We start from the raw sequence: 22,206 nt of genomic DNA on the forward strand, positions 1-22,206 counted from the left end.
GTAAACCTGGGGACAGGGCTCGAACCTGTGTCCAGCCGGTCCAGAGCCGGCCGCTCTATCACTGAGCTACCCCAGGCGGACCGGCGCCTCACGACGCCGGCAGCTTCAACGTCTTGCCGGAAAACACCCCGACCTTCCTCAACAGCGCGGCCAGCCCCGGGTGGCCGACCGCAACGCCGTGAACGAGTTCCGGCGTCGGCCGGAACGCTTCGACCGCGCGGCCCGGCCGGGGCGCCGTCCACCCCTTCGCGACCGGATCGACGCCGCACCGCACGCACACCGCTTCGACCTCGGCGCGGGTGCAACTCGCGGTGCCGCCGAGCACCTCCCACGGCGCCGGGAGCGCCGCCCAGACCGCCGTGTCCGGTTCCAACCCGCCGCCGCTCGCCCGGTGCCAGTACGCCACGTCCGCTGCCATCAGCCGGAGGACCTTACCCGGGCACAGCCGATCGAGGAGGGCGTCCATGTCCAGCGCGTGAAGCACCGCGATCCAGCTCTCGCGGGCCTTGTTCCACGCCCCGGCGATGGCGTTCCAGGTGGTCGAGTCGTCGCCCCGCTTCACGATCATCGTGGCGCGGTCGAACCGCGACTTCTCCCACACGCTCCGCAGCAGTTCCGCGATCCCGGCGAGCAGGTCGAACCAGACCGCCAGGAACCGGCCCTTCTGCTCGTCGGTCAGCCGGTCGAGCACCTCGCGGACCGGGTGAACGTGGGCCACCGCCCACCAGTGCGCGGTGGGGCTGCGCCGGCACCGGGCGAACAGCATGTCGGCGATTTCGTCATACGGGCGCGCCTGCGCGCCGTTGGTGAACACGCTCCGCAGGTTCGCCCGGGCCGTCAGGTACGCGATGAAGCACGCCGAGTCGCGGTCGGCGACGAAATCGGCCTTCGCGATCCGCGACGCCAGCCGCGACTTGGCGACCAGCGTGTACTCGCGCTTGCGGATCTCGCGTTCCAGCGTGACCAGCTTGGCCTCCATCCGCCCCAGCAGCCGGAACCGCTTGTTGTACTGCCGCTTCGACAGCTCCCCGAGCCCGACGGCGGTGCGGTCCGCGCGGTTCAGCCGGTGCTGCTTGAAGTCGCTCGCGCCGGGCGCCTTCGCGATCGCGCCCGATGCGGCGGCGATGTACGGCGCGAGCGCGGCCGGTTCGTCGCACTCGGCGTCCGCCGGCGCGGCGAGCGCCGGGAACAGGTCGCGCGCGGTCCGGACCTGGCTCGCCAGCCCGACCGGCTGTTGGAACTCGGTTGACATGGAGCTGTACGCCCACCCGCCGCGGGCGTGGGCGCCGCGGGCGGCGCGGTCGAGGATCGTGCTCTCGGCAGAGGACAGCGCCGCCCCCAGTTCCTGGCGCACCAGTTCGGCCGCGTCCTCGGGACGCAGCCGCCGTGCGAGAGAGGAGTATAAGTCGTCGATGGTCGCCATCATGCCTCCGGCCCGTCGGGCCTCGTCAGCTACTCACGCTGAGAGACACGCGGGCGTGAGATGGGTTCGCCGTTGGGGCAATCGCGGGCGTTCCGCGGGCAGATTGCTGGTCACCGACTGGTGTGTTGACGGACGCACGGTATGCGAAATGTGCCGACGTTAGCACCCCTTGCGGAGGGATGCCGGTGGCGGGTGTGAGCGCCAGCGGATGCGGCGTAGGACCGCCGAGTCGCGGCTCGAGGTGCCCGCAGCACGATATTTGCGCTGATAATCTGCTAGATAACAGGTGTTTGTGTGAGAATCGCCCTACCCGCAAGTGCAGCGTCGTCGGCTCCGTTGGTCCGGAGCATCGTAGACCGCTTCGGGACCGCCGTAACCCCCGTTACAGCGCGGGGCGAATCCGATGGAGTCGTGCCTTTCCTGGAGCGCGGGCCTCTGGCCCGCTGGTACGCGCGGGGAGTGTGCCCCGAGTTCCCGCGAATCCGAATCGAACCGCCGAGGTCAAGCGGGCCAGAGGCCCGCGCTCCGGCGCCGGAGTCGTGCCTTTCCCGGAGCGCGGGCCTCTGGCCCAATGGCACTCACTTTGTGTCGGGTGGTCGATACCAACGGCGGCACCTTGGAAAAGGCGCAGCAGATTGCGAACAACGAATCCGGGTCACCCGTTTGATCTTCCTGGAAGTCGATGCATCCGCCAAAATTGAGAAAGCGATCGGCGAACGGATGAACCGTTTGGGACAAGAAAAACGCAGCCGGATTGAGAAAGCGATCGGCGGGAAGTGATGAACCGTTTGGGACGAGAAAAACGCAGCCGGCCGGTCGCGGTTCGCCGGGTGGAGCGGATCACCCGCAGCCTCCCCGTTCGACCACAACCGGCCGGCTCATTGGGGAACGCGGTTCCGGCCGCGTCCCACCTGCCTCTCCTGTTCCAGCCCCGTTTCATCTCTTCGGCGGTGCCGGTTGAGAACGGAAGTACCTAAAGCACGCGCCGTGCCAATCGCGTTTTTGCACGTTTTGCGACTGAATGCGCGGCGATGCCAATTCTACGTTCTCAGTCAATAGGCAAAAACTGCCATTCCGCATGAATTCGGCGTGTAGCTTTTACACAGCACCGACCGCGGACTGCAAAAACTGCACTCATCTCACCAGCACGATCCGCACGTCCATGACATTCGTTCCAGTCAACCCGCTTTTGATGAGCCCGCCCGCCCGCTCGAAAAAGTGATACGCATCGTGGCGGCGGAGAAACTCGTCCGCAGCCACTTCTTGCGCGAGCGTTGCGCCGTCGGCAACGGCTCCGGCGGCATCGGTCGGACCGTCCTCGCCGTCGGTACCGGCACTCAAGACGGTCACGCCGGCCATCTCGGCTTTGAGTTTCGCCCCCAGGGCCAGAACGAACTCCTGGTTGCGCCCCCCCTTCCCCGTTGCCCCGCCGAGGGCGACCGTCGTTTCGCCGCCGAGCAGAACGCAGGCGGGCGGCCCGAGGGGTTCGGCGTCGCGCCGGATACTGCGCACCACCCCCGCGACCGCCGTCGCCACTTCGCGCGTCTCCCCCTCGACGAAGGCGCCCAGGTCGAGCACGCGGTAGCCGAGCGCGGCGGCCCGGTGGCGCGCGGCGTCGAGCGCGATCCGGTTGCTCCCGAGCACGCGGTTCTCGACGTTCGGTGGCGCCTGCTTGGGCGTCTCAGGGGTGAGCCCGCCGCGCCCCGCTTCGAGGTAGTGCAGCACGCTCGCCGGGGTCGCGTCGCGTAACCCGTACCGTGTCAGCACGTCGAGCGCGTCGGCGAACGTGGTCGGGTCCGGAGCGGTCGGCCCGGACCCGATCACGTCGAGCGGGTCACCGACCACGTCGGAAATGATGAGCGACACCAGCCGCGCGCCGCGGAACGCCTGCGCGAGTCGCCCCCCCTTCACCCGCGACAGGTGCTTGCGGACGCAGTTCATTTCGTCGATCGTCGCCCCGGACCGGTGGAGCAGCTTCGTCACCGCGAGCTTGTCCGTCAGCGAAACGCCCTCGACCGGAGCAGGAAGGAGCGCCGACCCGCCGCCCGAAAGCAAGCACACCGCGACATCATCGGGACCGGCGCCGGCCAGCAGCCGGAGCATCTCCTCCGCGCCGGCCACGCCCTCCGCGGTCGGTTCATTCACGCCCTGGGGGCGCCCGGGGTGCAACCGGACGCGCCGCAGCGGCGCGGTCAGCCCCGCGGGCACGTTCACCAGCCCTTCAACCCGGTCCAGCCGGTCGGCGAGAGCGGCTTCGAGCCCCGCGGCCATGCCCGGCCCGGCTTTGCCGGCCCCCACGACCAGAACGCGCGGCGCGGCGCGGATCGTCGGATCGGACTCCACCGCCGCGCGGACCAGCGGTTCCGGTCGGACCGCATCGACGGCCGCCCGCCAGATTTCAAGTGCGTGTTCGCGTGACACCGCTTCTCCTCCTGCCGCCCGTGCGCCGGTGCTGGTACAATAGCGGCATTCCTCAAAAGGAACCGCGATGAAGTTCGATCTGCACATGCACACTGCCCGCCACTCGCCCGACGCCGACTCCGATCCCTTTGATCTGGTGGAATCCGCGCTCAAGGCCGGGCTCGACGGCATCGTCATCACCGAACACGATTTCCTTTGGACGGAACCCGAACTGGAGGAGCTCCGTGCCGCGGCCCCCGGGCTGGTGATCCTGGCCGGGATCGAGGTCACCGGGCGCGGCGGCGACATGCTGTGCTACGGCGTCACGGACCCGTACGCGCTGCCGAGAGGGATCGGGTGGCCGGAGCTGTGCAAGGAGGTTCACCGGCAGGGCGGCGCGTGCGTCGCCGCGCACCCGAACCGGTGGAACCAGCCGTTCGAGCAGATCGTCGCCGAGCAGAACCCCGAGCTGGACGGCATCGAGGTGATGTCGAACAACATGGACGCGGGGCTCCGCGCGAAGGCAAGCAAGTTGCTGGTCAAGTTCCCTCACTACGCCCAGCTCGGCAACAGCGACTCCCACCAGCCGGAAACGGTCGGGTGCTGCTACACCGACTTCGACGCCACGATCCGCACGAACGCCGATCTGGTGGCCGCGATCAAGGGCCGCAAGGGACTCGCCCGGGTGAACGACTATGCGCACCGAACGTGAGAAGATGCTGGCGGGCGAGTTGTACGACCCGCTCGACCAGGAGCTGACCGCCGCGCGGACGCGCGCCCGCGACCTGCTCTGGAACCTGAACGCGACCCGCGAGTCGGACGCGGCCGTTCGCGCGAGCATCTTGAAGAAGCTGTTCGGCTCGACGGGCGCGGGCGTGTGGCTCCAGCCGCCCTTTTTCTGCGACTACGGAGCCAACATCCACCTCGGCGAGCGGGTGTACTTCAACTTCAACTGCGTGCTGCTCGACGTGTGCGAGATCCGGGTCGGGGACCGCACGCTGTTCGGCCCGGCGGTGCAGATCTACGCGGCCACGCACCCGCTCGACGCCGAGCTGCGCAAGACCCGCGAACTCGGGAAGCCGGTGCGGATCGGCTCGGACGTGTGGGTCGGCGGCGGCGCGATCATCACCCCCGGCGTAACGATCGGCGACCGCACGGTGATCGGCGCCGGAAGTGTAGTCACCAAGGACGTTCCGGCCGGCGTACTTGCGGTGGGCAACCCGTGCCGGGTGGTGCGGAACCTGTGTTAAAGCTGCCCTGGACAGCTTCGAGTGGTCCGAGACATTGAGATTCGCCCAACATTCACTCTTCGACCCGCTTCGGCAGTAGCACTGGAGGGACGGCCACTAGGACTAATCGCCGCTCTTCCAACACCCCGTAGCGCATCGCCAGTGGGGGTACCGCCCCGAGCCGCACCTGCCCGGCTTCCGCCAGTAGATCGACCAACGGTTCTCCGAACTGCGGATAGACGCGCAGCCGGTGGTCGAACTCACGCAGAGCTACCACGAACGCCCCGCCGTCGCCACGAGTTCGGGCCGCGGCGGCGAGCTCGACGAGCCGCTGCCGCACCGGCGCCGAGTACAACACGCGGTACGGAGTCGGCCCGTTTACCCCGCTCACGACCCACGGGCCGCGGTTTCGACCGCGGCAACGAACGATTCCAACGGCTCCCCTCCGGTCGCCTCGATCTCGCGAACCCCTGCGAGGAACTCGCTGGCATCAAACGTCTGTCTGGCCCATGCCAGAAGTTCGGGCGGAATCGGTACGGGCGCAGGGGCATCGGCGGGAATAGGAGTCTCGGCAGACATCTGTGATCTGCTCCTCGACGGAGACGCAGCGGGCGAACCGTACAAATTAGCTTATGGGGGCGTTGTCGGCCCTGTCAAGTCGTCGGCACAGCCTGACATCCGTTGCGGACCCGCGTTCAGTCACGGCAAGTCAAATTCGAAGCCGTTAGCCCCACGACAATGTGGCTGCTGCCCACCGTCAGCGGCACACAATCGCCTTTTTTATCCCGTTCGCGAGCAACACAGTTGTCCTCGTGTGAGATTCACCATTCTCATCGCACAACCCAGTGGCTGCGTATATGAATGGGGAGCCAGCACAGGCCATCGCAGTCATCAACGCCTCACGCCAGCACGTCCTTCACCACCTTGCCGTGAACGTCGGTGAGCCGGAAGTCGCGGCCGGCGTAGCGGTAGGTGAACTTCTCGTGGTCGAACCCGAGCAGGTGCAGCATCGTCGCGTGCAGGTCGTGGACGTGGACCGGCTTCTCCACCGCCTTGAACCCGAACTCGTCCGTCGCCCCGACCGCCTGACCGCCCTTCACCCCGCCGCCCGCGAGCCACACCGAGAAGCCCCAGTGGTTGTGGTCGCGGCCGTTGATCTTGCCCGCGTTCGAGCCCGGCGTCGGCAGCTCCACCACCGGCGTGCGGCCGAACTCGCCGCCCCACAGGATCAGCGTTTCCTCGAACAGCCCGAGCCGCTTGAGGTCGGCGATCAGCGCGGCGATGGCCCGGTCCACCTGCCCCGCCAGGCGCCGGTGCTCTTTCTCCAGGTCGTCGTGGCTGTCCCACGGCTGGACCGGGCCGTGGCTCACCTGCACGAACCGCACGCCGCGCTCGATGAGCCGCCGCGCCATGAGCAGGCTCCGCGCCTGCTCGCTGTTGCCGTAGGCCTCGAGCGTCTGCTTCGACTCTTTGGTGATGTCGAACGCGTCGCTGGCCTCCACCTGCATCCGCGACGCCAGCTCGAACGACTGGATGCGGGCCTCCAGTTGCGGGTCGTTGGGCCGCGCGCCCTGGTGCATCCGGTTCAGCTTCGCGAGCAGGTCCAGTTGCTTCCGCTGGTCGGCCTTCGCGACGGCCTTGTTCTTCACGAACTCGACCAGCTTCTCGACGTCCGTGTGCCGGGAATCGACGTAGGTGCCCTGGAACACGCCGGGGAGGAACCCCGACTGCCAGTTCTGGTTCTCCTGGAGCGGGTAGCCGCCCGGGCACATGGCGACGAACCCGGGCAGGTTCTGGTTCTCGGTGCCCAGCCCGTAGGTCACCCACGACCCCATGCTGGGGCGGATCTGCCGCGGCTCGCCGCAGTTCATCAGCAGGAACGACGGCTCGTGGTTGGGCACGTCCGCGTGCATCGAGCGGATCACGCAGATGTCGTCCGCGTGCTGCGCGGTGTGGGCGAACAGCTCGCTCACCTCCAGCCCGCTCTTGCCGTACTTCTTGAACTTGAACGGCGACGGGAACGCGGCCCCGGTCCGCCGCTCGGTGCGGAGGTTGGTGGCGGGCAGCGACTTGCCCGCGTACTTGTCCAGCGCCGGCTTCGGGTCGAACGTGTCGACCTGGCTCGGCCCGCCGTTGGCGAAGATGTGGATGACCCGCTTCGCCTTCGCCGCGAAGTGCGGCTTCTTCGGCGCCAGCGGGTTCAGCTCGTCGGCCGCGAGGAGCCCCGCGTTGCCCATGAGCTGCGTGAGCCCGAGCAGGCCCATGCCGACCCCGGACCGGGTCAGCATCTCGCGGCGGGACAAGGCAGCATTCGGAATTCGGAGCGCGGGATTCAAGCCCATGATAGATCACCGGTTGTGGAGGCGTTGCGGTACCACGGCGGCGGCCTTTCGTTCCGCACTCCGAATTCCGCGTTCCGCGTTTGAATCAATCCACGAACGCGAACTCGTTGCTGAGCAGCAGCACCTGCGCGAGCTGCGGCCACGCGCCGAACGCGCTCTTGGGGTCGTCGCCGGCCACGAAGCGGGTCGCGAGGGCCAACTCGTCCGCCGTCGGGTTGCGGCTCAGGGCGAGCCGGTACAGCGCCGTCACCTTCGCGGCGGCGGTCTTGGCGGCGGCCACTTCTTTCCGCGCCGCGAGCGATTTCGCCTGTTCCTGCACGAACGGGCTGTTCATCAGGAACAGCGCCTGCTGCGGAACAGTGGTCTGGAACCGCTGCGGGCTGTGCGTGTCCGGGTTCGCCACGTCGAACACCTTGAACGTGCCCGGCAGGCTGGTGCGGTCGATCAGCCCGTACACCGTGCGCCGCGCGGAGAACGGCGCCTTGAACAGGTCCACCGGCTTGCCGCCCTCGGTCAGGTCGAGCCGCCCGGAGGCGGAGAGGAGGGAATCCCGCAGCGCCTCGAAGTCGAGCCGGCGGCGGTTCTGGTGCGCGAGCAGCCGGTTTTCGGGGTCGAGCTTGTACATCTCGGGCGTGACGGCGCTCGACTGCTGGTAGGTGGCCGACAGCATGATCGCGCGGTGCAGCCGCTTGACGCTCCAGCCCTCGCGCACGAACGTGCTCGCGAGGTAATCGAGCAGCTCCGGGTGCGACGGCGGGTCGGACCGGACCCCGAAGTCCGACGGCGTGCGCAGCAGCCCGTGCCCGAAGTGCCCCAGCCATACGCGGTTCACCATCACGCGCGCCGTGAGCGGGTTCTCGGGGCTGGTGATCGCCCGCGCCAGTTCGAGCCGGCCGCTCCCCTGGGTGAAGGGCTTGCGGTTCGGGGTGACGATCTCCGGGGCCTGACGGGGCACCTGCGGCCCGCGGTTGCCCGGGTTGCCGCGCAGGAACACCACCGGCTGCGTGGGCTGCGCGTTGTCGGCCAGCACGTGCGCCCGCGGCGGGGCGTGCGGGCTCGCCGCCTTGAACGTATCGACCTTCTTGCGGATCGCGGCGATGGCGTCGCGGTCGGCGCGGTTCTGAATCTTCTCGGCGTCGGCCAGGGCGATGTCCGTCGGCCCGCCCTTCGCCAGGGCCCTGGCGACCTCGGCCTGCTCCTTCGACGGCGTCCCGGCCGGCGGGGCCGCGCACAGCGCCTTGGCGAACACGTCCACCGCCGCCTTCAGCGTTTTGGGCTTGGCGTCGGTCAGCGCCTTCGCGACGAGCGGGTTCGTGCTCTGCGGCAGGGCCGCGAGCGCCTTGGCCTCGAAGTCCTTCTCGGGCACCGCCGCGAGCGCCTGGAGCGGCACGAACACCGCCGACTTCGCCTTCACCTCGGCCGCGACGAACTCGCGCCAGCGGTCGTAAACGAGCCGGGTGAGGTCGCGCTGCCGCAACAGGTTCTGCACCTCCTCGCCGCGCGCGTCGCGGGTGTCGAGGACGGCGAGGAGGTACTCGGCCACCGCCGCCGGCTCGCGGAGCTTGGCGACCGTCGCCGCGTGCCGCTTGTCGCGTTCGGCGACGATCGCGGCCTCGCGGGTCTCAACCTCCTTCTCGAACGCGATCACCTCGGGCGTCCGCGGCATGTCCCCGATCAGGGGCAGCTCCGCGGGCTCGTTGGTGCTCGCGAACACGCCGTACAGCGAGTAGTAGTCCTTCGCCGGGATCGGGTCGTACTTGTGGTCGTGGCACCGCGCGCAGGTGACCGTGAGGCCCATGAAGCCCCGGGTCACCACGTCGATGCGGTCGTCGATGATGTCCTGCTGGTTGTTGAGGAACCGCCGCCCGAGGGTGAGGAACCCGAGCGCGGCCAGCGGGCGCTTGTCCGCGCCGAGCGGCAGCAGGTCGGCGGCGAGCTGCTCGGTCACGAACCGGTCGTAGGGCTTGTCCTCGTTGAACGAGCGGACGACGTAGTCGCGGTACGTGTACGAGAACGGGAACGCCCGCTCGCGCGTCAGGTCGTACCCCTTCGAGTCCGCGTACCGGGCCACGTCGAGCCAGTACCGGCCCCAGCGCTCGCCGTAGCGGGGCGACGCGAGCAACTTATCAACCAGCCGCGCCCAGGCGTCGGGCGCGGCGTCCTTCACGAACGCCTCGACTTCCTCGGCCGTCGGCGGCAGACCGGTCAGGTCGAAGTACGCGCGGCGGACCAGCGCCCGCCTGTCGGCGCGGGGCGCGAGCGCCAGCCCCTTTTCGGCCAGTTTGGCCCCGACGAAGGCGTCGATCTCGTTCCGGCTCTCGCCCTTCGGGTTCGGCGCCGCGGGCACCAGCGGCGCCCGCACCGGCTGGAACGCCCAATGCTTCTTCGGATCGACCGCCGGCCCCTGCGCCGTTTCGGCCGGGAGGGCCGCGCCGCTCTTGACCCACTCGACGAGAACCGCGACCGCCTCCGCCGGGAGCGGGCTCTTCGGCGGCATGGCGAGTTCGTTCTCGCGCTTCACCGACTTGATGAGCCGGCTCTTCGCCGGGTCGCCGGGGACGACCACGGGGCCGTCGTCGGCGCCCGCCTTGATGCCGGTCGAAGTGTCGAGGCGCAGCCCGGCGCTCTGCTTCTTCGGCCCGTGGCACGAGTAGCAGTGGTCGGCCAGAACCGGCCGAACCTTCGCCTCGAAGTACTCGAGCTGGGCCGCGGTCGGTTTGGCAGGGTCGGCGGCTCGGGCGGAAACGACGACGCACGAAGCAGCGCACAGCGCGAGGAACCAGCGCATCCGTTTGGCCTCGGATTCGTCTGCGGGGTGGGAAACCGGCGGCGGGTCTGACTAACTATACCAGTTTACCCCGGGACTCCCTGCCAAGCGACCCGAAATCTGCCCCGAACGTGGGGAACCGCTCGTCCGTCAGCGGCCGGAGCGGTCGGAATTGTCGCGCGCGGTTGCGACCGGCGAAAGGAGCCCAGAATTTTCTGACAGGATCGACAGGATAAACAGGATTCCAGATCAATCTGTCTTCGTCCTGTTTATCCTTTCGATTGGGAGTGTGGTCCGCTCACTCCGTGAGCGGTCGGCCCGCGCGTCCGATTCGCGGCCCGGGCTTGCAGACCCCGTCGTTGCGCCACGCGCATCCGATACCCGGAGCGACCGCTCACGGAGTGAGCGGACCACACTGAAAGGCATGCGGATGGGTCTGCTACACCAACCGGAAACTGCTGGAGTCGGACCGAAGTCCTCAGCCTTCGATCTCGAAGATGCACTCGATCTCGACCGCCATGCCGCCGGGCAGCGAGTTGTGACCGACCGCGCTGCGGGCGCCGACGCCGGCGTCCTCGCCGAACACGTCCTTCATCAGCTCCGAGAACCCGTTAATCACCTTCGGCTGATCGACGAACTCGGCGGTGCAGTTCACCATCCCGAACGCCTTGACGAGCCGCTTCACCTTGTCGAGCGAGCCGAGGTGGTCCTTGAGGGTGGACAGGATCGCGAGCCCGGTCTGGCGGGCCGCCTCCTTGCCCTGCTCCAGCGTGAGCGTGTCGCCGACCCGGCCGAGGATGAGCGTTTTGTCTTCCTTCAGCGGCCCGTGCCCGCTCACGTACAGCAGGTTCCCCACCTTCACCGCGGGCTTGTACACCGCGACCGGCTTCGGCGCCGGGGGGAGCGTGAGGTGCAGTTCCTGAACGCGCTTCTCGGGGCTGGACATCGGCAGAGCTCCTGGGTGAACGGGTTGGCGTTGTGATAACCGCCGCGGGGGCGTCAGGCAAGAAAGCGGGCGCGAAGACGGCGGCCTCACCCCTCCGAAATCAGCACCAGCGCGCTGAACGGCGCCAGTGTGTACGCGCTCCCGTCCGCGACCGGCGGCCCCTTCTCCGTTTCAATGATGTCCTCGGGCGCGGGCCGCGCGGTGTCGACCAGCCGGCGCCAGCGGCGCCGCGTCGGGGCCGGGGGGATGCGGAACGCGAGCGGCTCGCTCCAGGCGTTCAGCGCGACGTAGAAGTCGTTGTCGATGTGGTAGTCGCGGTCGTGCTCGCGCCCCGTGAACCGGCCGTCGAGCGCGAACGCGAGCGTGCGCGCCGTGCCGCCCCAGTCCGGCTGGTACGGCTCGGTCCCGTGCCAGTGGATGTCCGCCAGGAGCGGGGTGCCGCCGGCCCCCGCGGGGCGGGTGGCGCGTGCGAACTCCCCCGCCTCGCCGGGGGACAAGCCGGCGTCGCCCGGGCGCACCGGGCCGCCCGGCGGGAACGCCTCCGCGCCCGCCAGCCCCGCGGGCTCGCCGCGCAGGAGCTCGCCCACGAAGAACCGCCGCCGCCGCAACACGGGGTGCCGCTTGCGCAGGTGGATCAGCTCGCGCACGAACCGCAGGAAGTCCTTGTTCTCCTCCGCGAGGCCCCAGTCGACCCAGGAGATTTCATTGTCCTGGCACCACGCGTTGTTGTTCCCCTGCTGGGTGCGCAGGAACTCGTCGCCCGCGAGGAGCATCGGCACGCCCTGGCTCAGCATCAGGGTCGTCATCATGTTCCGCGCCTGGCGCCGGCGCAGCGCGAGGACCTCGGGGTCGTCGGTCGGCCCCTCGGCGCCGCAGTTCCACGAGCTGTTGTGGCTCTCGCCGTCGCGGTTCCCCTCGCCGTTCGCGTGGTTGTGCTTCTCGTTGTAGCTCACGAGGTCGTTCAGCGTGAACCCGTCGTGGGCGGTGACGAAGTTCACCGAGTGCCGCGGCAGCCGCCCGCTCCACTGGTACAGGTCCGCGCTCCCGCACACGCGCTCGGCCATCGCCGGCGCCAGCCCGTAGTCGCCCTTCCAGAACCGGCGCACGTCGTCCCGGTACTTGCCGTTCCACTCGCTCCACCGGCGCCCGAACGGGAACCGCCCCACCTGGTACAGCCCGCCGGCGTCCCACGGCTCGGCGATCAGCTTGGTGTCCGCGAGCACCCCGTCCTCCGTGATGCTCTCGATCACCGGCGGCTCCACCATCACGTTCCCGCTCCGGTCCCGCCCCAGGATGGAGGCCAGGTCGAACCGGAACCCGTCCACGTGCATGTCCGCGGCCCAGTACCGCAGGCACGTCATGATGAGGTCGCGCACCACCGGGTGGTTGCAGTTCACCGTGTTGCCGCACCCCGAGTAGTTCAGGTACCGGCCCTGCGGGTCGAGCAGGTAGTACAGCTCGTTGTCGAGCCCGCGGAACGAGTAGGTGCGGCCCTGGTCGTTGCCCTCGCCGGTGTGGTTGAACACCACGTCCAGGATCACCTCGATGCCGGCCGCGTGCATGGCCTTCACCATGTCGCGGAACTCGTGCGTCTGGCCGAACCGGTTCGCGGTGGCCGCGAACGCGGCCTTCGGGGCGGCCAGCGCGACCGGGTTGTAGCCCCAGAAGTTGACCAGCTTCTCGCCGGTGTCGGGGTTGAAGAACGGGCAGTCGCACTCGTCCCACTCGAACACGGGCATGAGCTCGACCGCGGTGACCCCGAGCCACTTCAGGTACGGGATCTTCTCCACCAAGCCCTTGAACGTCCCCGGGAACTGCACGCCGCTCGACGGGTGGCACGTGAACCCGCGCACGTGGACCTCGTAGATGATCGAGTCCTCGTACTCGATCAGCGGCGGCACGTCCTCCTCCCAGTTGTACCGCGTGCCGCGGCGGAACAGGCTGCGGCGCGAGGTGCGCTGCGGGTCCGTTTCGCACGTCCCGGCCCACACGGCGCCCTCGGACAGCATCGCGCAGGCCGGGTCGAGCAGGAGCCGGTTCGGGTCGAACCGGGTCCGCGGGCCGCGCGGGCCGTCTACCCTCCACCCGTAGCAGAACGCCTCCGGCAGGTCGTGGACGCGGATGTGCCAGTGGTCCCCGGTGCGGTTCAGGCGCGCGTCCAGCGGCAGCTCCGCCAGCGGGGCGCTGCCGCCCTCGGCCGGGAGGATCACCAGCGTCACCCGCTGCCCGTGCCGGCACAGCAGGGCGAAGTTCGCGCCGTCGGGGGTGAGCGTCGGGCCGAGCGGCAGCGGGCGCCCGCGGCTGGTGCGGAACGGCATCATTCGGCGGACCTCGGACAGGGTGGGCGCGACGGGGTTACCGGTACGGCTCTCCGTGCGTGAGGCAAGAACCCGTAACCCTACAACAGCCCCCGCGCGAAAGCGAATCGCGTTCCGGCTTCAAACCGAGCGCGGGGACGAACGGGCGGGGCGCCCGGCTGTGGGGCCGGGCGGGCGCGAGCGAGACGCGCCGGCCTCAAACGCCGCTCGGGCGTTCCGTCGCGCGGCGGCTACTTGGTGGTTGAGAACGCCAGCCCCAGCCCGCTGGGCTTGGCGCCGTTCTTGCGGCCGATGATCCCCGTCACCGGGGTGCCGTCGCCGCCGAGCAGCGGGTGGCTGCCCCCGCCCGGCCCGCCGAGCCGCGCGCTCGCGTAGGCGTCGGCCGGGTCGAGCCCCCCGCCCCTCACCTTCATGAACGTCACGGTGACGGAGTCGAGCCCCAGCCCGGCCTTCACGTCGAGCGCCCCGACCGCGTAGTCCGGCTTGGCGAGCACCCGCACCCCGCGGGCCGTTTCCCGGCCGTGGAGCTGGCCGAGCGTTTCCCGGCCCGCGGTCCGGAAGATCGGCCGGACCCCGTCGATCACGTCGTAGGTCGTGAACGTGCCGTACCACACGTCGAGCCCCACGAGCAGGCCGCCCGGCGGGGCCTCGTCTCGGAACAGCGGGTCGCTGGCGTTGCCGACGATCGTTTCCTTGGCCGGCGGCCGGGGCGGAACGGAGCCGCCCGCCTCCGGGTTCCACCCCTCTTGGCCCTTGAAGAGCAGCCCGAGGGCGGTGGCGTTCGGGCCGGCGATCTTGCCGACCACCCCCACCGCCGGCCGGCCGTCGCTGACGACCCGGATCGCGCCGCCCGGCGGATCGGACCCGCCCCACCCGCCCTCGTAGCTGTCGCCGGTGTCGAGGCTCCCGTCCGGCTTGACCCGCATGTACGTCAGCGAGAACCCGTTGCACCACGGCCCGGCCTTGCCGGTGATCCCGCCGACGGCGTACCCGTCCCGCGCCTTCATGACCACCGCGCCGGACAGGTCGGCGCCGAACTGCGTGCCGAGCGCGTCCCGCCCGTTCACCCGGTAGATCGGGCGGACCGCCCGCACGATGTCGGTCGGGCCGTACTTCTCGAACCGGGCCACCAGACCGATCAGGACCGCGCCCGGCGGCCCGACCGTCTTGAACTTCGGGTCGTGCGGGATCGAACCGAGGATCGTCGGCTCCGGGCCGCGCGGGACGATCGCGGGCGGCACCGGAACAGGCACGCTGCTCGGTTTTGCGCCCGGGGCGGCGGGCGCGACCGGGCCGCCGAGGCCCGGCCAAATGTTGTGGGGAATCGCGCTGCCGTTGGCGGTCTCGGGCGGTCCCGGGGGCGTCACGCTCGACTTCCCGTTGGCCACGACCAGCGCCACGCCCGCGACGAGGGCGATCAGGGCCGCGGTGCCCACGCCGATGAGGATGGGGGCGGCCCCGATCGACCCCTTGGGCTCCCGTTCTTGCAACGGGCGGGGGCGCCGTTCCGCCCCGCGCTCGTGGTCCGCCCATTGCAGGCGCTTGCGGCGCGGGCGGCCGGAGCTTTCGGGCTCGAAACCGTCCTCGTTGTCGTCCTCCCGCGGCCGTTTCCGCCGCCGCCGGTCGGGGCCTTCGGCCTCGCCCTTCCGCCCGCGCGCGGCCGGCCGCTCGTCCCAGACGATGCCGGACGAAAGGACCGTGTGCAGGGGGCCGGGCTCGGTCGGCCGGTCCTGCTCCCGCACCCCCTCGGGCGCCGCGGGCGCGACGACGACGAGCGGCATCGAGCGGAGCCCGCCGGCCCCGCCCGGTTCGGCGTCGCCCGGCGCGGCCCGGGGCGCCCACGGGTCGGCGGGATCGATCAGCAGCCCGGGAGCGCCGGCCGAAACGGCCTCGAAAAGGTTCGCGGACTGTTCCGCGATCTCGTGCAGGCGGTTGGCGACGGCCGCGGCGGTCTGCGGGCGCCCGGCCGGATCTTTGGTGAGGAGCTGGTGGATCAGCTCCGCCAGCGGCTTCGGGACGTTGGGGTTGAGGGCACGGACCGGTTTCGGCTCCGCGGTGGTCAGGGCCGTGAGTACGGCCCCCACGCCTACCCCCGGAAACGGGAGCTGTCCCGTGACGAGCGAGTAGAGGACCGCCCCCAGCGAGAAGAGGTCGGCCCGGTGGTCCACCTTCTCGCCCAGCGCTTGCTCCGGCGCCATGAACGCCGGGGTGCCGAGCACCGCGCCGCTTTTGGTGAGTTCCGTGTCCGCGTCGGCCGCCCAGGCCAGGCCGAAGTCGAGCAGCTTCACCCGGCCGCGGGGCGCCTCCAGCCACAGGTTCGCCGGCTTGACGTCGCGGTGTACGATCCCGAGCTTGTGCGCCGCGGCCAGACCGAGGGCCGCCTCCCAGGCGACCCGCACGGCGTGGCGCAGCGACGGGCTGCCCTTTTTCTGAACGAAGGCGTCCAGCGGGTACCCCTGGAGCAGTTGCATCGCGATGTACGCGATGCCGTCCCGCTCGTCCGCCTCGAACACGGTGACCACGTGGTCGTGGCTGATCCGGGCGGCGGCCTTCGCCTCGCGGAGGAACCGCTCTTTCGCCTCGCCGTCGGCGGCGAACGCGGGGAGCATCACCTTGAGCGCCAACGGCCGGTCCAGGCGCGTGTCCACGGCCAGGTAGACCGCGCCCATGCCGCCCCGCCCCAGCTCGCGGACGATGCGGTAGTGGCCGAGCGTTCCGACCTCGCCGGCCGCCGCCGGCGGGCGGAAGGCGGGCGCGGCGGCGCCGCCGCACGGGACCGGCCCGGCCGCCCCGCTCAGATGATCCGGGCTGGAGACCAGCAGGCTCCCCAGCCGCGGGTCGACGATCAGCGACGGCTCGTTCGGGTCGGGCATGAGCGGCTCCCTGGATAGGGATTGAATTTACACGCACGGCGGGCGTTACGAAAGGCCCGGCCGGCGCGGTTCGCGCCGCGGTTCACGCCGGAGCCAACCGTTCTCACAGCGGGCGAAAACGGCTCGCGGTTTCGCGCGGCGCCCGCGGCCGGTGAGCGGCCGCGCGCCCGGAACCGTTCTGAGCCCGCGCGAATCCGTTCGGCCGCGCCCGAACTCGGGGCCGGCGCGAGGCGCCCGGGGCCGCGCCGGGCCGCCGCGCGCTTGACCGGCCCGCGTTCGTGACGCACGCTTCGGTGCTATCCTTCCTTCCGCAGCGTAGTCGCGGGCGCAACCTCACAAGGATGGTCCGGTGTCGGCCACTATTTCCACGCCTCCGCTCCACCCGCTACCGCCGCGCCACCGCGCCGGCCGGAACGAGGTGCTCGCCGCCATCCTCGACCCGACCCGGCTGCCCACCGCGCCGGCGGTCGCGCTCCAGGTGGTGAACGCGGCCTCCAAAGCGGACTGCGAGCCGTCCGAGATCGTCGCCCTCCTGGCCCTCGATTCGGCCCTGTGCGGGAAGCTCCTGCGGGCCGTGAACTCGTGCATCTACGGGCTGAAGCAGCCGATCGCGTCGGTCGCCCGCGCGGTCCACGTGCTCGGCCTGAACACCGTGCGGTCGCTGGCGCTCGGGCTGTCGCTGCCCGCCGTGAAGGTGGGCCGCGGGGCCGACCAGATGACCCGCGACTACTGGATGTCGTCGGTCGGCGGGGCCATCATCGCGCGCGAGCTGGCCGTCCTCACCCGCCGGTCGAGCCCGGACGACGACCTGGTCGCGGGCCTGCTCCGCGACCTCGGCGAGTTGCTCCTGCGGCAGATGTTCCCGGACGCCTGGGTGCGGCACGTCGCGTACTACGGCGACGCGCTGGTCGAGGACCCGTGCGGGGCCGAGATCGCCTCGTTCGGCATCGACCACGCCGACGTGACCGCCGAGATCCTCCAGCAGTGGAAGCTCCCGGCCGACATCGTGGAGCCGATCCGCTACCACCACCAGCCCGAGCTGGCGACCGCCGCGTCGAAGGTCCAGCAGAACCGCGCCGAACTGCTCCGGTTCGCCAACTACATGGTCCAGCTCGACCGGGTGGCCCAGAACCCGGACCTGCTGGCGCGGGTGATGGTGACCGCCAAGGAGCGGTTCCACCTGCCCCGCACCGCCCTGGTCGCGTTCCTCCAGAGCGTGGCCCCCAAGATCGAGGCGTTCGCCTCGGTGCTGAACCAGGACATCGGCCAGTGCCCGGACTACGCGACCGTGCTCGCGGCCGGCGCGCAAGAGCTGGTGAACCTGACGGTCGAGACCAGCCGCACCCGGATGGGCGGGCCGGGCGCGTCCCAGCGCACCCCGGCGCCCCCGGCGAGCCGGTCCACGGCCCGGACCCAGCCCCTGCCGGACGACTCGACGGCCCCGCCCACCCACTGCGACGTGAAGGGGCTCCCCGACTTCCGGCCCGAGTTCGCCAAGCAGCTGCCCGAGTGCGGGTGCCGGCTCGGCGGGTACGAGCTCCGCAGCCTGCTCGGGCGCGGGGCGATGGGGGTGGTGTTCAAGGCGTTCGAGCCGAGCCTGCACCGGTACGTGGCGGTCAAGGTGCTGGCCCCGGAGCTGACCGCCAGCGCCAGCGCCCGCGCCCGGTTCGCCCGCGAGGCCCGGGTCGCGGCCTCGATCCAGCACGAGAACGCGGTCGGCATCTACGCGGTGCGCGAGGCGGCCGGGGTCACCTACCTGGCGATGGAGTACGTGCGGGGCAGCTGCCTCGAGGCGCGGGTCGAGCAGCACGGCCCGCTGCCCGTGCTGCTGGCGGTGAACGTGGCCCGGCAGGTCGCGTCCGGGCTGGCGGCGGCCCACGCCAAGGGCGTCATCCACCGCGACATCAAGCCCGCCAACATCCTGCTGGAGGACGAGACCGGGCGCGCCAAGATCACCGACTTCGGCCTCGCCCGGATCGCCGACGACGCCAAGATGACCGCCGACGGCGCGCTGATCGGCACCCCGTTCTTCATGGCCCCGGAAACGATCCAGGGGGAGGAGGCGGATTACCGGTCCGATCTGTTCGGGCTGGGCGGGGTCATGTATCACATGGTGACCGGGAAGGTGCCGTTCCCCGGCCAGACGGTGGCGGCGGTGTTCAACGCCGTGTGCGCCAACGAGCCGCTCCCGCCCAGCAAGGTGCGGGCCGCCGTGCCGGACTGGTTCGAGGAGGTGATCCTGCGGCTGTTGCGCAAGGACCCGGCGGCCCGGTACCCCGACGCCGCGAGCGTGGCCGCGATACTCGGCGAGTACTGCTAGCGCCGCCCCGCTGGTCCGCCCCGCGCGGGGCGGGCGCGGAACGATCGTGCGAAAATCGTGTTGCTGAACAATGCCGCTCTCTCATACGATATTTATCGAGCCGCACGTCTCGACTCGTAACCCCCGGGCGCCCGGCGCGCAACACGGTTCGGGTGCATGATGTCGCACGAAACCCTCTACCGGTCGGCCCAACCGCCCCCCGCGCACCGGCGCGCGATCCTCGTCGCCGAGGACGACGACGCCGTCCGCGAGTTCGTCCGCATCGTGCTCGAGCAGGCCAACTTTCGGGTCAGCACGGCCCCGAACGGCCGCGCCGCCGGGGACCTGTTCGACGCCGACCCGCTGGCGTTCGACATGCTGCTGACGGACGTGGTGATGCCGCTGGCGACCGGCGTCGAGCTGGCCGCCCGGGTGCGCGCCGCCCGGCCCGAGCTGCCGGTGCTGTTCATGTCCGCGTTCCCGGGCAGCCCCGGGCTGGCACCGTGCCCCCTGCCGCCCGGCACCGTCCTGCTCGAAAAACCGTTTTCGTTGGTCCAGTTGATCGAGCGCGTCCGCGCCACCCTGACGACCGACGAGGCCGCCTGACGCGGCCCCGGCCGCGACGGGCCGGAACCGACCGGCGCGGCCGGGTCACGAGGCGAATCGATCCGCAACGGCCCCAGCGCTGAGCAAACAGCCGATCACACGTGGCAAGCCACACGCGCAAATCCAGACAAGTCCACCAACCGCCACATCCCCACTATTCAGAGAACCGCGCCCCTTCGGCAGGCGTTCTTGCGATTCGGCCGTTGCGCCCAACCTTCCGCTGACATCAGCCGGATAGCGCGTCTGGATGTCGGCGAACGGAGATTGCGGTTCGGCGCCGCCTGGGCCGAACCGGCCGCGTGCGCCCGTGTGACGAGTGAGAGCAGTGGGGGGCAATGTGAACGATGGGTCCGTACCGCACTGGCTCCACCGATGGGGCACCGAATGGACATTCGCTACCGACGGACTGGCGTTTCGCGGGCTCACTGCTACCCCGAAAATCGCCCGTGACGAGCCCCCGAGCGGGCTCGATCGAGGCCCGGCATCATCCCGGAAAAGAGGTGCAACATGATGACCAATAACGCCTTGCATCCAGATCGCCTCGCCGAGCGGTTTCCGCTCGGGAGCGGAAACCGAACTCGTATGGCCCATTACAACACTGTGCGGACTTCCGGAAGTGCCCCGCGATACCCAAAAGACGCGCCGCGTACCCCGCTGGCCGCGGCACGGGGGAGGCGATTTCCCCGTACCGGCCTTGGCCGCACCGCCGGCATATAATTGCGGGCTCAGACGCCTCTCCTTTCCCGACGCCGTTCCGGAGCAACATCTATGCGTCTTCCGCGCTGGGCGATGACCGCGACCGTGGCCGGTCTCGCCGCGGTTCTGACGATTCCGACACACGCCGAGGAGCCGAAGAAGTTGACGTACCCCGAAACGAAAAAGGGCACCGTGGTCGATGAGTACCACGGAACGAAGGTCGCGGACCCGTACCGCTGGCTCGAAGACGACGTGCGCGAGTCGAAGGACGTGGCCGCGTGGGTCGAGGCCGAGAACAAGGTGACCGCCGCGTTCCTGGAGAGCATCCCGGAGCGCGAGGCGATCAAGAAGCGGATCACCGAGATCTACAACTACGAGAAGATCAGCGCCCCGTTCAAGGTCGGCGGCCGGTACTTCTTCTTCAAGAACGACGGGCTCCAGAACCAGAACGTGCTGTTCGTTCAGGACGCGCTCGACGCCGAGGCCAAGCTCCTCATCGACCCGAACGCCTGGACCAAGGACGGCACCCTCGCGCTGTCGGGACTGGAGGTCAGCGACGACGCCAAGCTGATCGCCTACGGCACCGCGCAGTCCGGTAGCGACTGGAACACCTGGAAGGTGTTCGACGTGGCGACCGGCAAGACGCTACCCGACGAGCTGAAGTGGGTGAAGTTCAGCAGCACCTCGTGGACGAAGGACGGCAAGGGGTTCTACTACAGCCGGTTCCCCGAGCCGCAGGCGGGCGCCGCGTTCCAGAACCTGAACGTGGACCAGAAGCTGTACTACCACGCGCTCGGCACGCCGCAGAGCGCGGACAAGCTCGTTTACGAGCGCAAGGACAACCCCAAGTGGACCGTCGGCGGCGGGGTGAGCGAGGACGGCAAGTACCTCATCATCTCGATCGGCGACGGGACCACCAGCCGCAAGGCCCGGATCGCGTACCAGTCCCTCGAAGCCGCCGACGGCAAGATCGTGGAGCTGATCGACCACCACGAGAACAAATTCGACTTCCTGGGTAACAACGGCGGGGTGTTCTACTTCAAGACCGACTACCAGGCGCCGAAGTACCAGATCGTCGCGATCGACACGAAGAACCCGGACAAGAAGAACTGGAAGACGGTGATCGCCGAGGCCAAAGAGCCGCTCGACAGCGCCGACCTGGTCGGCAACCGGTTCATCTGTAGCTACCTGAAGGACGCGAAGACGCTGGTGAAGGTCCACGAGGTGGACGGCAAGTTCGTCCGCGAGGTGGACCTGCCCGGGATCGGCACCGCGGGCGGGTTCGGCGGCAAGCGCGAGGACAAGGAGACCTTCTACACGTTCAGCAGCTTCGCCACCCCGCCGAGCGTGTACCACTACGACATCGCGACCGGCGCGAGCAAGCTGATCCGCCAGGCGAAGGTGAAGTTCGACCCGACGCAGTACGAGGTGAAGCAGGTCTTCTACGCGAGCAAGGACGGCACGAAGGTGCCGATGTTCATCGCGCACAAGAAGGGCGTCAAGCTCGACGGCACCAACCCGACGCTGCTGTACGGGTACGGCGGGTTCAACATCTCGCTGACCCCGGGGTTCTCGGTGTCGCGGCTCCAGTGGATGGAGATGGGCGGGGTGTTCGCGGTGGCGAACCTGCGCGGCGGCGGCGAGTACGGGGACGAGTGGCACCGGGCCGGCACGAAGCTCCAGAAGCAGAACGTGTTCGACGACTTCATCGCGGCGGGCGAGTACCTCGTTAACGAGAAATACACCTCCCCCAAGAAGCTCGCGATCCAGGGCGGGAGCAACGGCGGGCTGCTCGTGGGCGCGTGCCTGACGCAGCGCCCGGACCTCTTCGGCGCGGGCCTGCCGGCCGTGGGCGTGATGGACATGCTCCGGTTCCAGAAGTTCACCGCCGGGCGGTTCTGGGTGGACGACTACGGCTCGTCGGACAACAGCGCGGAGTTCAACGAGTTGTACAAGTTCAGCCCGTACCACGTGCTGCTGAAGAACGGCCCGAAGGCGTACCCGGCGACGCTGGTGACCACCGCCGACACCGACGACCGCGTGGTGCCGGGGCACAGCTTCAAGTTCGCGGCGGCGCTCCAGGCGAACAACTCGGGGCCGAACCCGACGCTGATCCGCATCGAGACGAAGGCGGGCCACGGGGCCGGCAAGCCGACGACGAAGATCATTGAGGAAGTGGCCGACCAGTGGGCGTTCCTGGTGAAGACGCTCGACTTCAAGCCGACGATCGAGAAGTGAGAACGCGAGGGTGAGTGACGCCGCGGCCGGGAACCACCTCGGCCGCGGGTGTTTGATGTGCTCTCGTGC

14 protein-coding genes and 1 tRNA gene are annotated in these 22,206 nt (G+C 69.7%); 5 read left to right on the forward strand and 10 right to left on the reverse strand.

Annotation, left to right across the window (positions count from 1 at the left end):
- Positions 1-4: 4 nt before the first annotated feature.
- The 3 genes from R5W23_RS11875 to R5W23_RS11885 form a co-directional block, all read right to left on the reverse strand.
- Positions 5-76, reverse strand: a tRNA-Gln gene (locus R5W23_RS11875).
- A 12-nt stretch (positions 77-88) separates the two neighbouring features.
- Positions 89-1,423 (reverse strand): hypothetical protein, encoded by a 1,335-nt coding sequence (locus tag R5W23_RS11880; protein WP_320686503.1) that lies wholly within the window; start codon positions 1,421-1,423, stop codon positions 89-91.
- A 1,134-nt stretch (positions 1,424-2,557) separates the two neighbouring features.
- Positions 2,558-3,844, reverse strand: coding sequence for a glycerate kinase type-2 family protein (locus tag R5W23_RS11885; protein ID WP_320686504.1), 1,287 nt, complete (start codon positions 3,842-3,844; stop codon positions 2,558-2,560).
- 67 nt (positions 3,845-3,911) lie between these two features.
- Here R5W23_RS11885 and R5W23_RS11890 point away from each other — a divergent pair, with 67 nt between their 5' ends.
- Both R5W23_RS11890 and R5W23_RS11895 read left to right on the forward strand, forming a co-directional pair.
- Complete coding sequence (locus R5W23_RS11890) at positions 3,912-4,535, forward strand: PHP domain-containing protein (RefSeq protein ID WP_261185870.1); 624 nt, start codon at positions 3,912-3,914, stop codon at positions 4,533-4,535.
- Positions 4,519-5,073, forward strand: a complete 555-nt coding sequence (locus R5W23_RS11895) for a sugar O-acetyltransferase (RefSeq protein ID WP_320686505.1) — start codon at positions 4,519-4,521, stop codon at positions 5,071-5,073. The genes R5W23_RS11890 and R5W23_RS11895 overlap by 17 nt, the downstream gene beginning before the upstream one ends.
- Before the next feature lie 52 nt (positions 5,074-5,125).
- Here R5W23_RS11895 and R5W23_RS11900 read toward each other — a convergent pair whose 3' ends face one another.
- The 7 genes from R5W23_RS11900 to R5W23_RS11930 form a co-directional block, all read right to left on the reverse strand.
- Entirely contained in the window at positions 5,126-5,443 is a 318-nt protein-coding gene (locus R5W23_RS11900) for a hypothetical protein (protein WP_320686506.1), read from the reverse strand.
- Positions 5,440-5,631, reverse strand: coding sequence for a hypothetical protein (locus R5W23_RS11905; RefSeq protein WP_320686507.1), 192 nt, complete (start codon positions 5,629-5,631; stop codon positions 5,440-5,442). The genes R5W23_RS11900 and R5W23_RS11905 overlap by 4 nt, the downstream gene beginning before the upstream one ends.
- 320 nt (positions 5,632-5,951) lie before the next feature.
- Positions 5,952-7,340, reverse strand: coding sequence for a DUF1501 domain-containing protein (locus tag R5W23_RS11910; RefSeq protein ID WP_010039840.1), 1,389 nt, complete (start codon positions 7,338-7,340; stop codon positions 5,952-5,954).
- 139 nt (positions 7,341-7,479) lie between these two features.
- Positions 7,480-10,182 carry a PSD1 and planctomycete cytochrome C domain-containing protein gene (locus R5W23_RS11915; protein WP_320686509.1) on the reverse strand — a complete coding sequence of 901 codons (2,703 nt, stop codon included), beginning with the start codon at positions 10,180-10,182 and terminating at the stop codon, positions 7,480-7,482.
- A gap of 457 nt (positions 10,183-10,639) precedes the next feature.
- Positions 10,640-11,107 (reverse strand): RidA family protein, encoded by a 468-nt coding sequence (locus R5W23_RS11920; protein ID WP_261185876.1) that lies wholly within the window; start codon positions 11,105-11,107, stop codon positions 10,640-10,642.
- Between the two features lie 86 nt (positions 11,108-11,193).
- On the reverse strand, positions 11,194-13,428 hold the full coding sequence (gene glgX / locus R5W23_RS11925) for a glycogen debranching protein GlgX (protein WP_261185877.1): 2,235 nt from the start codon (positions 13,426-13,428) through the stop codon (positions 11,194-11,196).
- Positions 13,429-13,655: 227 nt separating this feature from the next.
- Complete coding sequence (locus tag R5W23_RS11930) at positions 13,656-16,298, reverse strand: serine/threonine-protein kinase (protein WP_320686510.1); 2,643 nt, start codon at positions 16,296-16,298, stop codon at positions 13,656-13,658.
- Positions 16,299-16,647: 349 nt separating this feature from the next.
- On the opposite strand from R5W23_RS11930, the gene R5W23_RS11935 reads away from it, so the two are divergent.
- From R5W23_RS11935 to R5W23_RS11945, 3 genes are all read left to right on the forward strand, one after another.
- A complete protein-coding gene (locus tag R5W23_RS11935; RefSeq protein WP_320686511.1) occupies positions 16,648-18,618 on the forward strand; it encodes a protein kinase domain-containing protein in 1,971 nt (656 codons plus the stop codon).
- A 156-nt stretch (positions 18,619-18,774) separates the two neighbouring features.
- Positions 18,775-19,203: a response regulator gene (locus tag R5W23_RS11940; RefSeq protein WP_320686512.1), complete on the forward strand. Its 429-nt coding sequence runs from the start codon at positions 18,775-18,777 to the stop codon at positions 19,201-19,203.
- 768 nt (positions 19,204-19,971) lie between these two features.
- The gene (locus R5W23_RS11945; protein WP_320686513.1) at positions 19,972-22,137 is read left to right on the forward strand and encodes a prolyl oligopeptidase family serine peptidase; all 2,166 of its coding nucleotides are present in this window, start codon (positions 19,972-19,974) and stop codon (positions 22,135-22,137) included.
- Positions 22,138-22,206: the final 69 nt, after the last annotated feature.

This window comes from Gemmata algarum (assembly GCF_034097035.1).
Classification (GTDB): domain Bacteria; phylum Planctomycetota; class Planctomycetia; order Gemmatales; family Gemmataceae; genus Gemmata; species Gemmata algarum.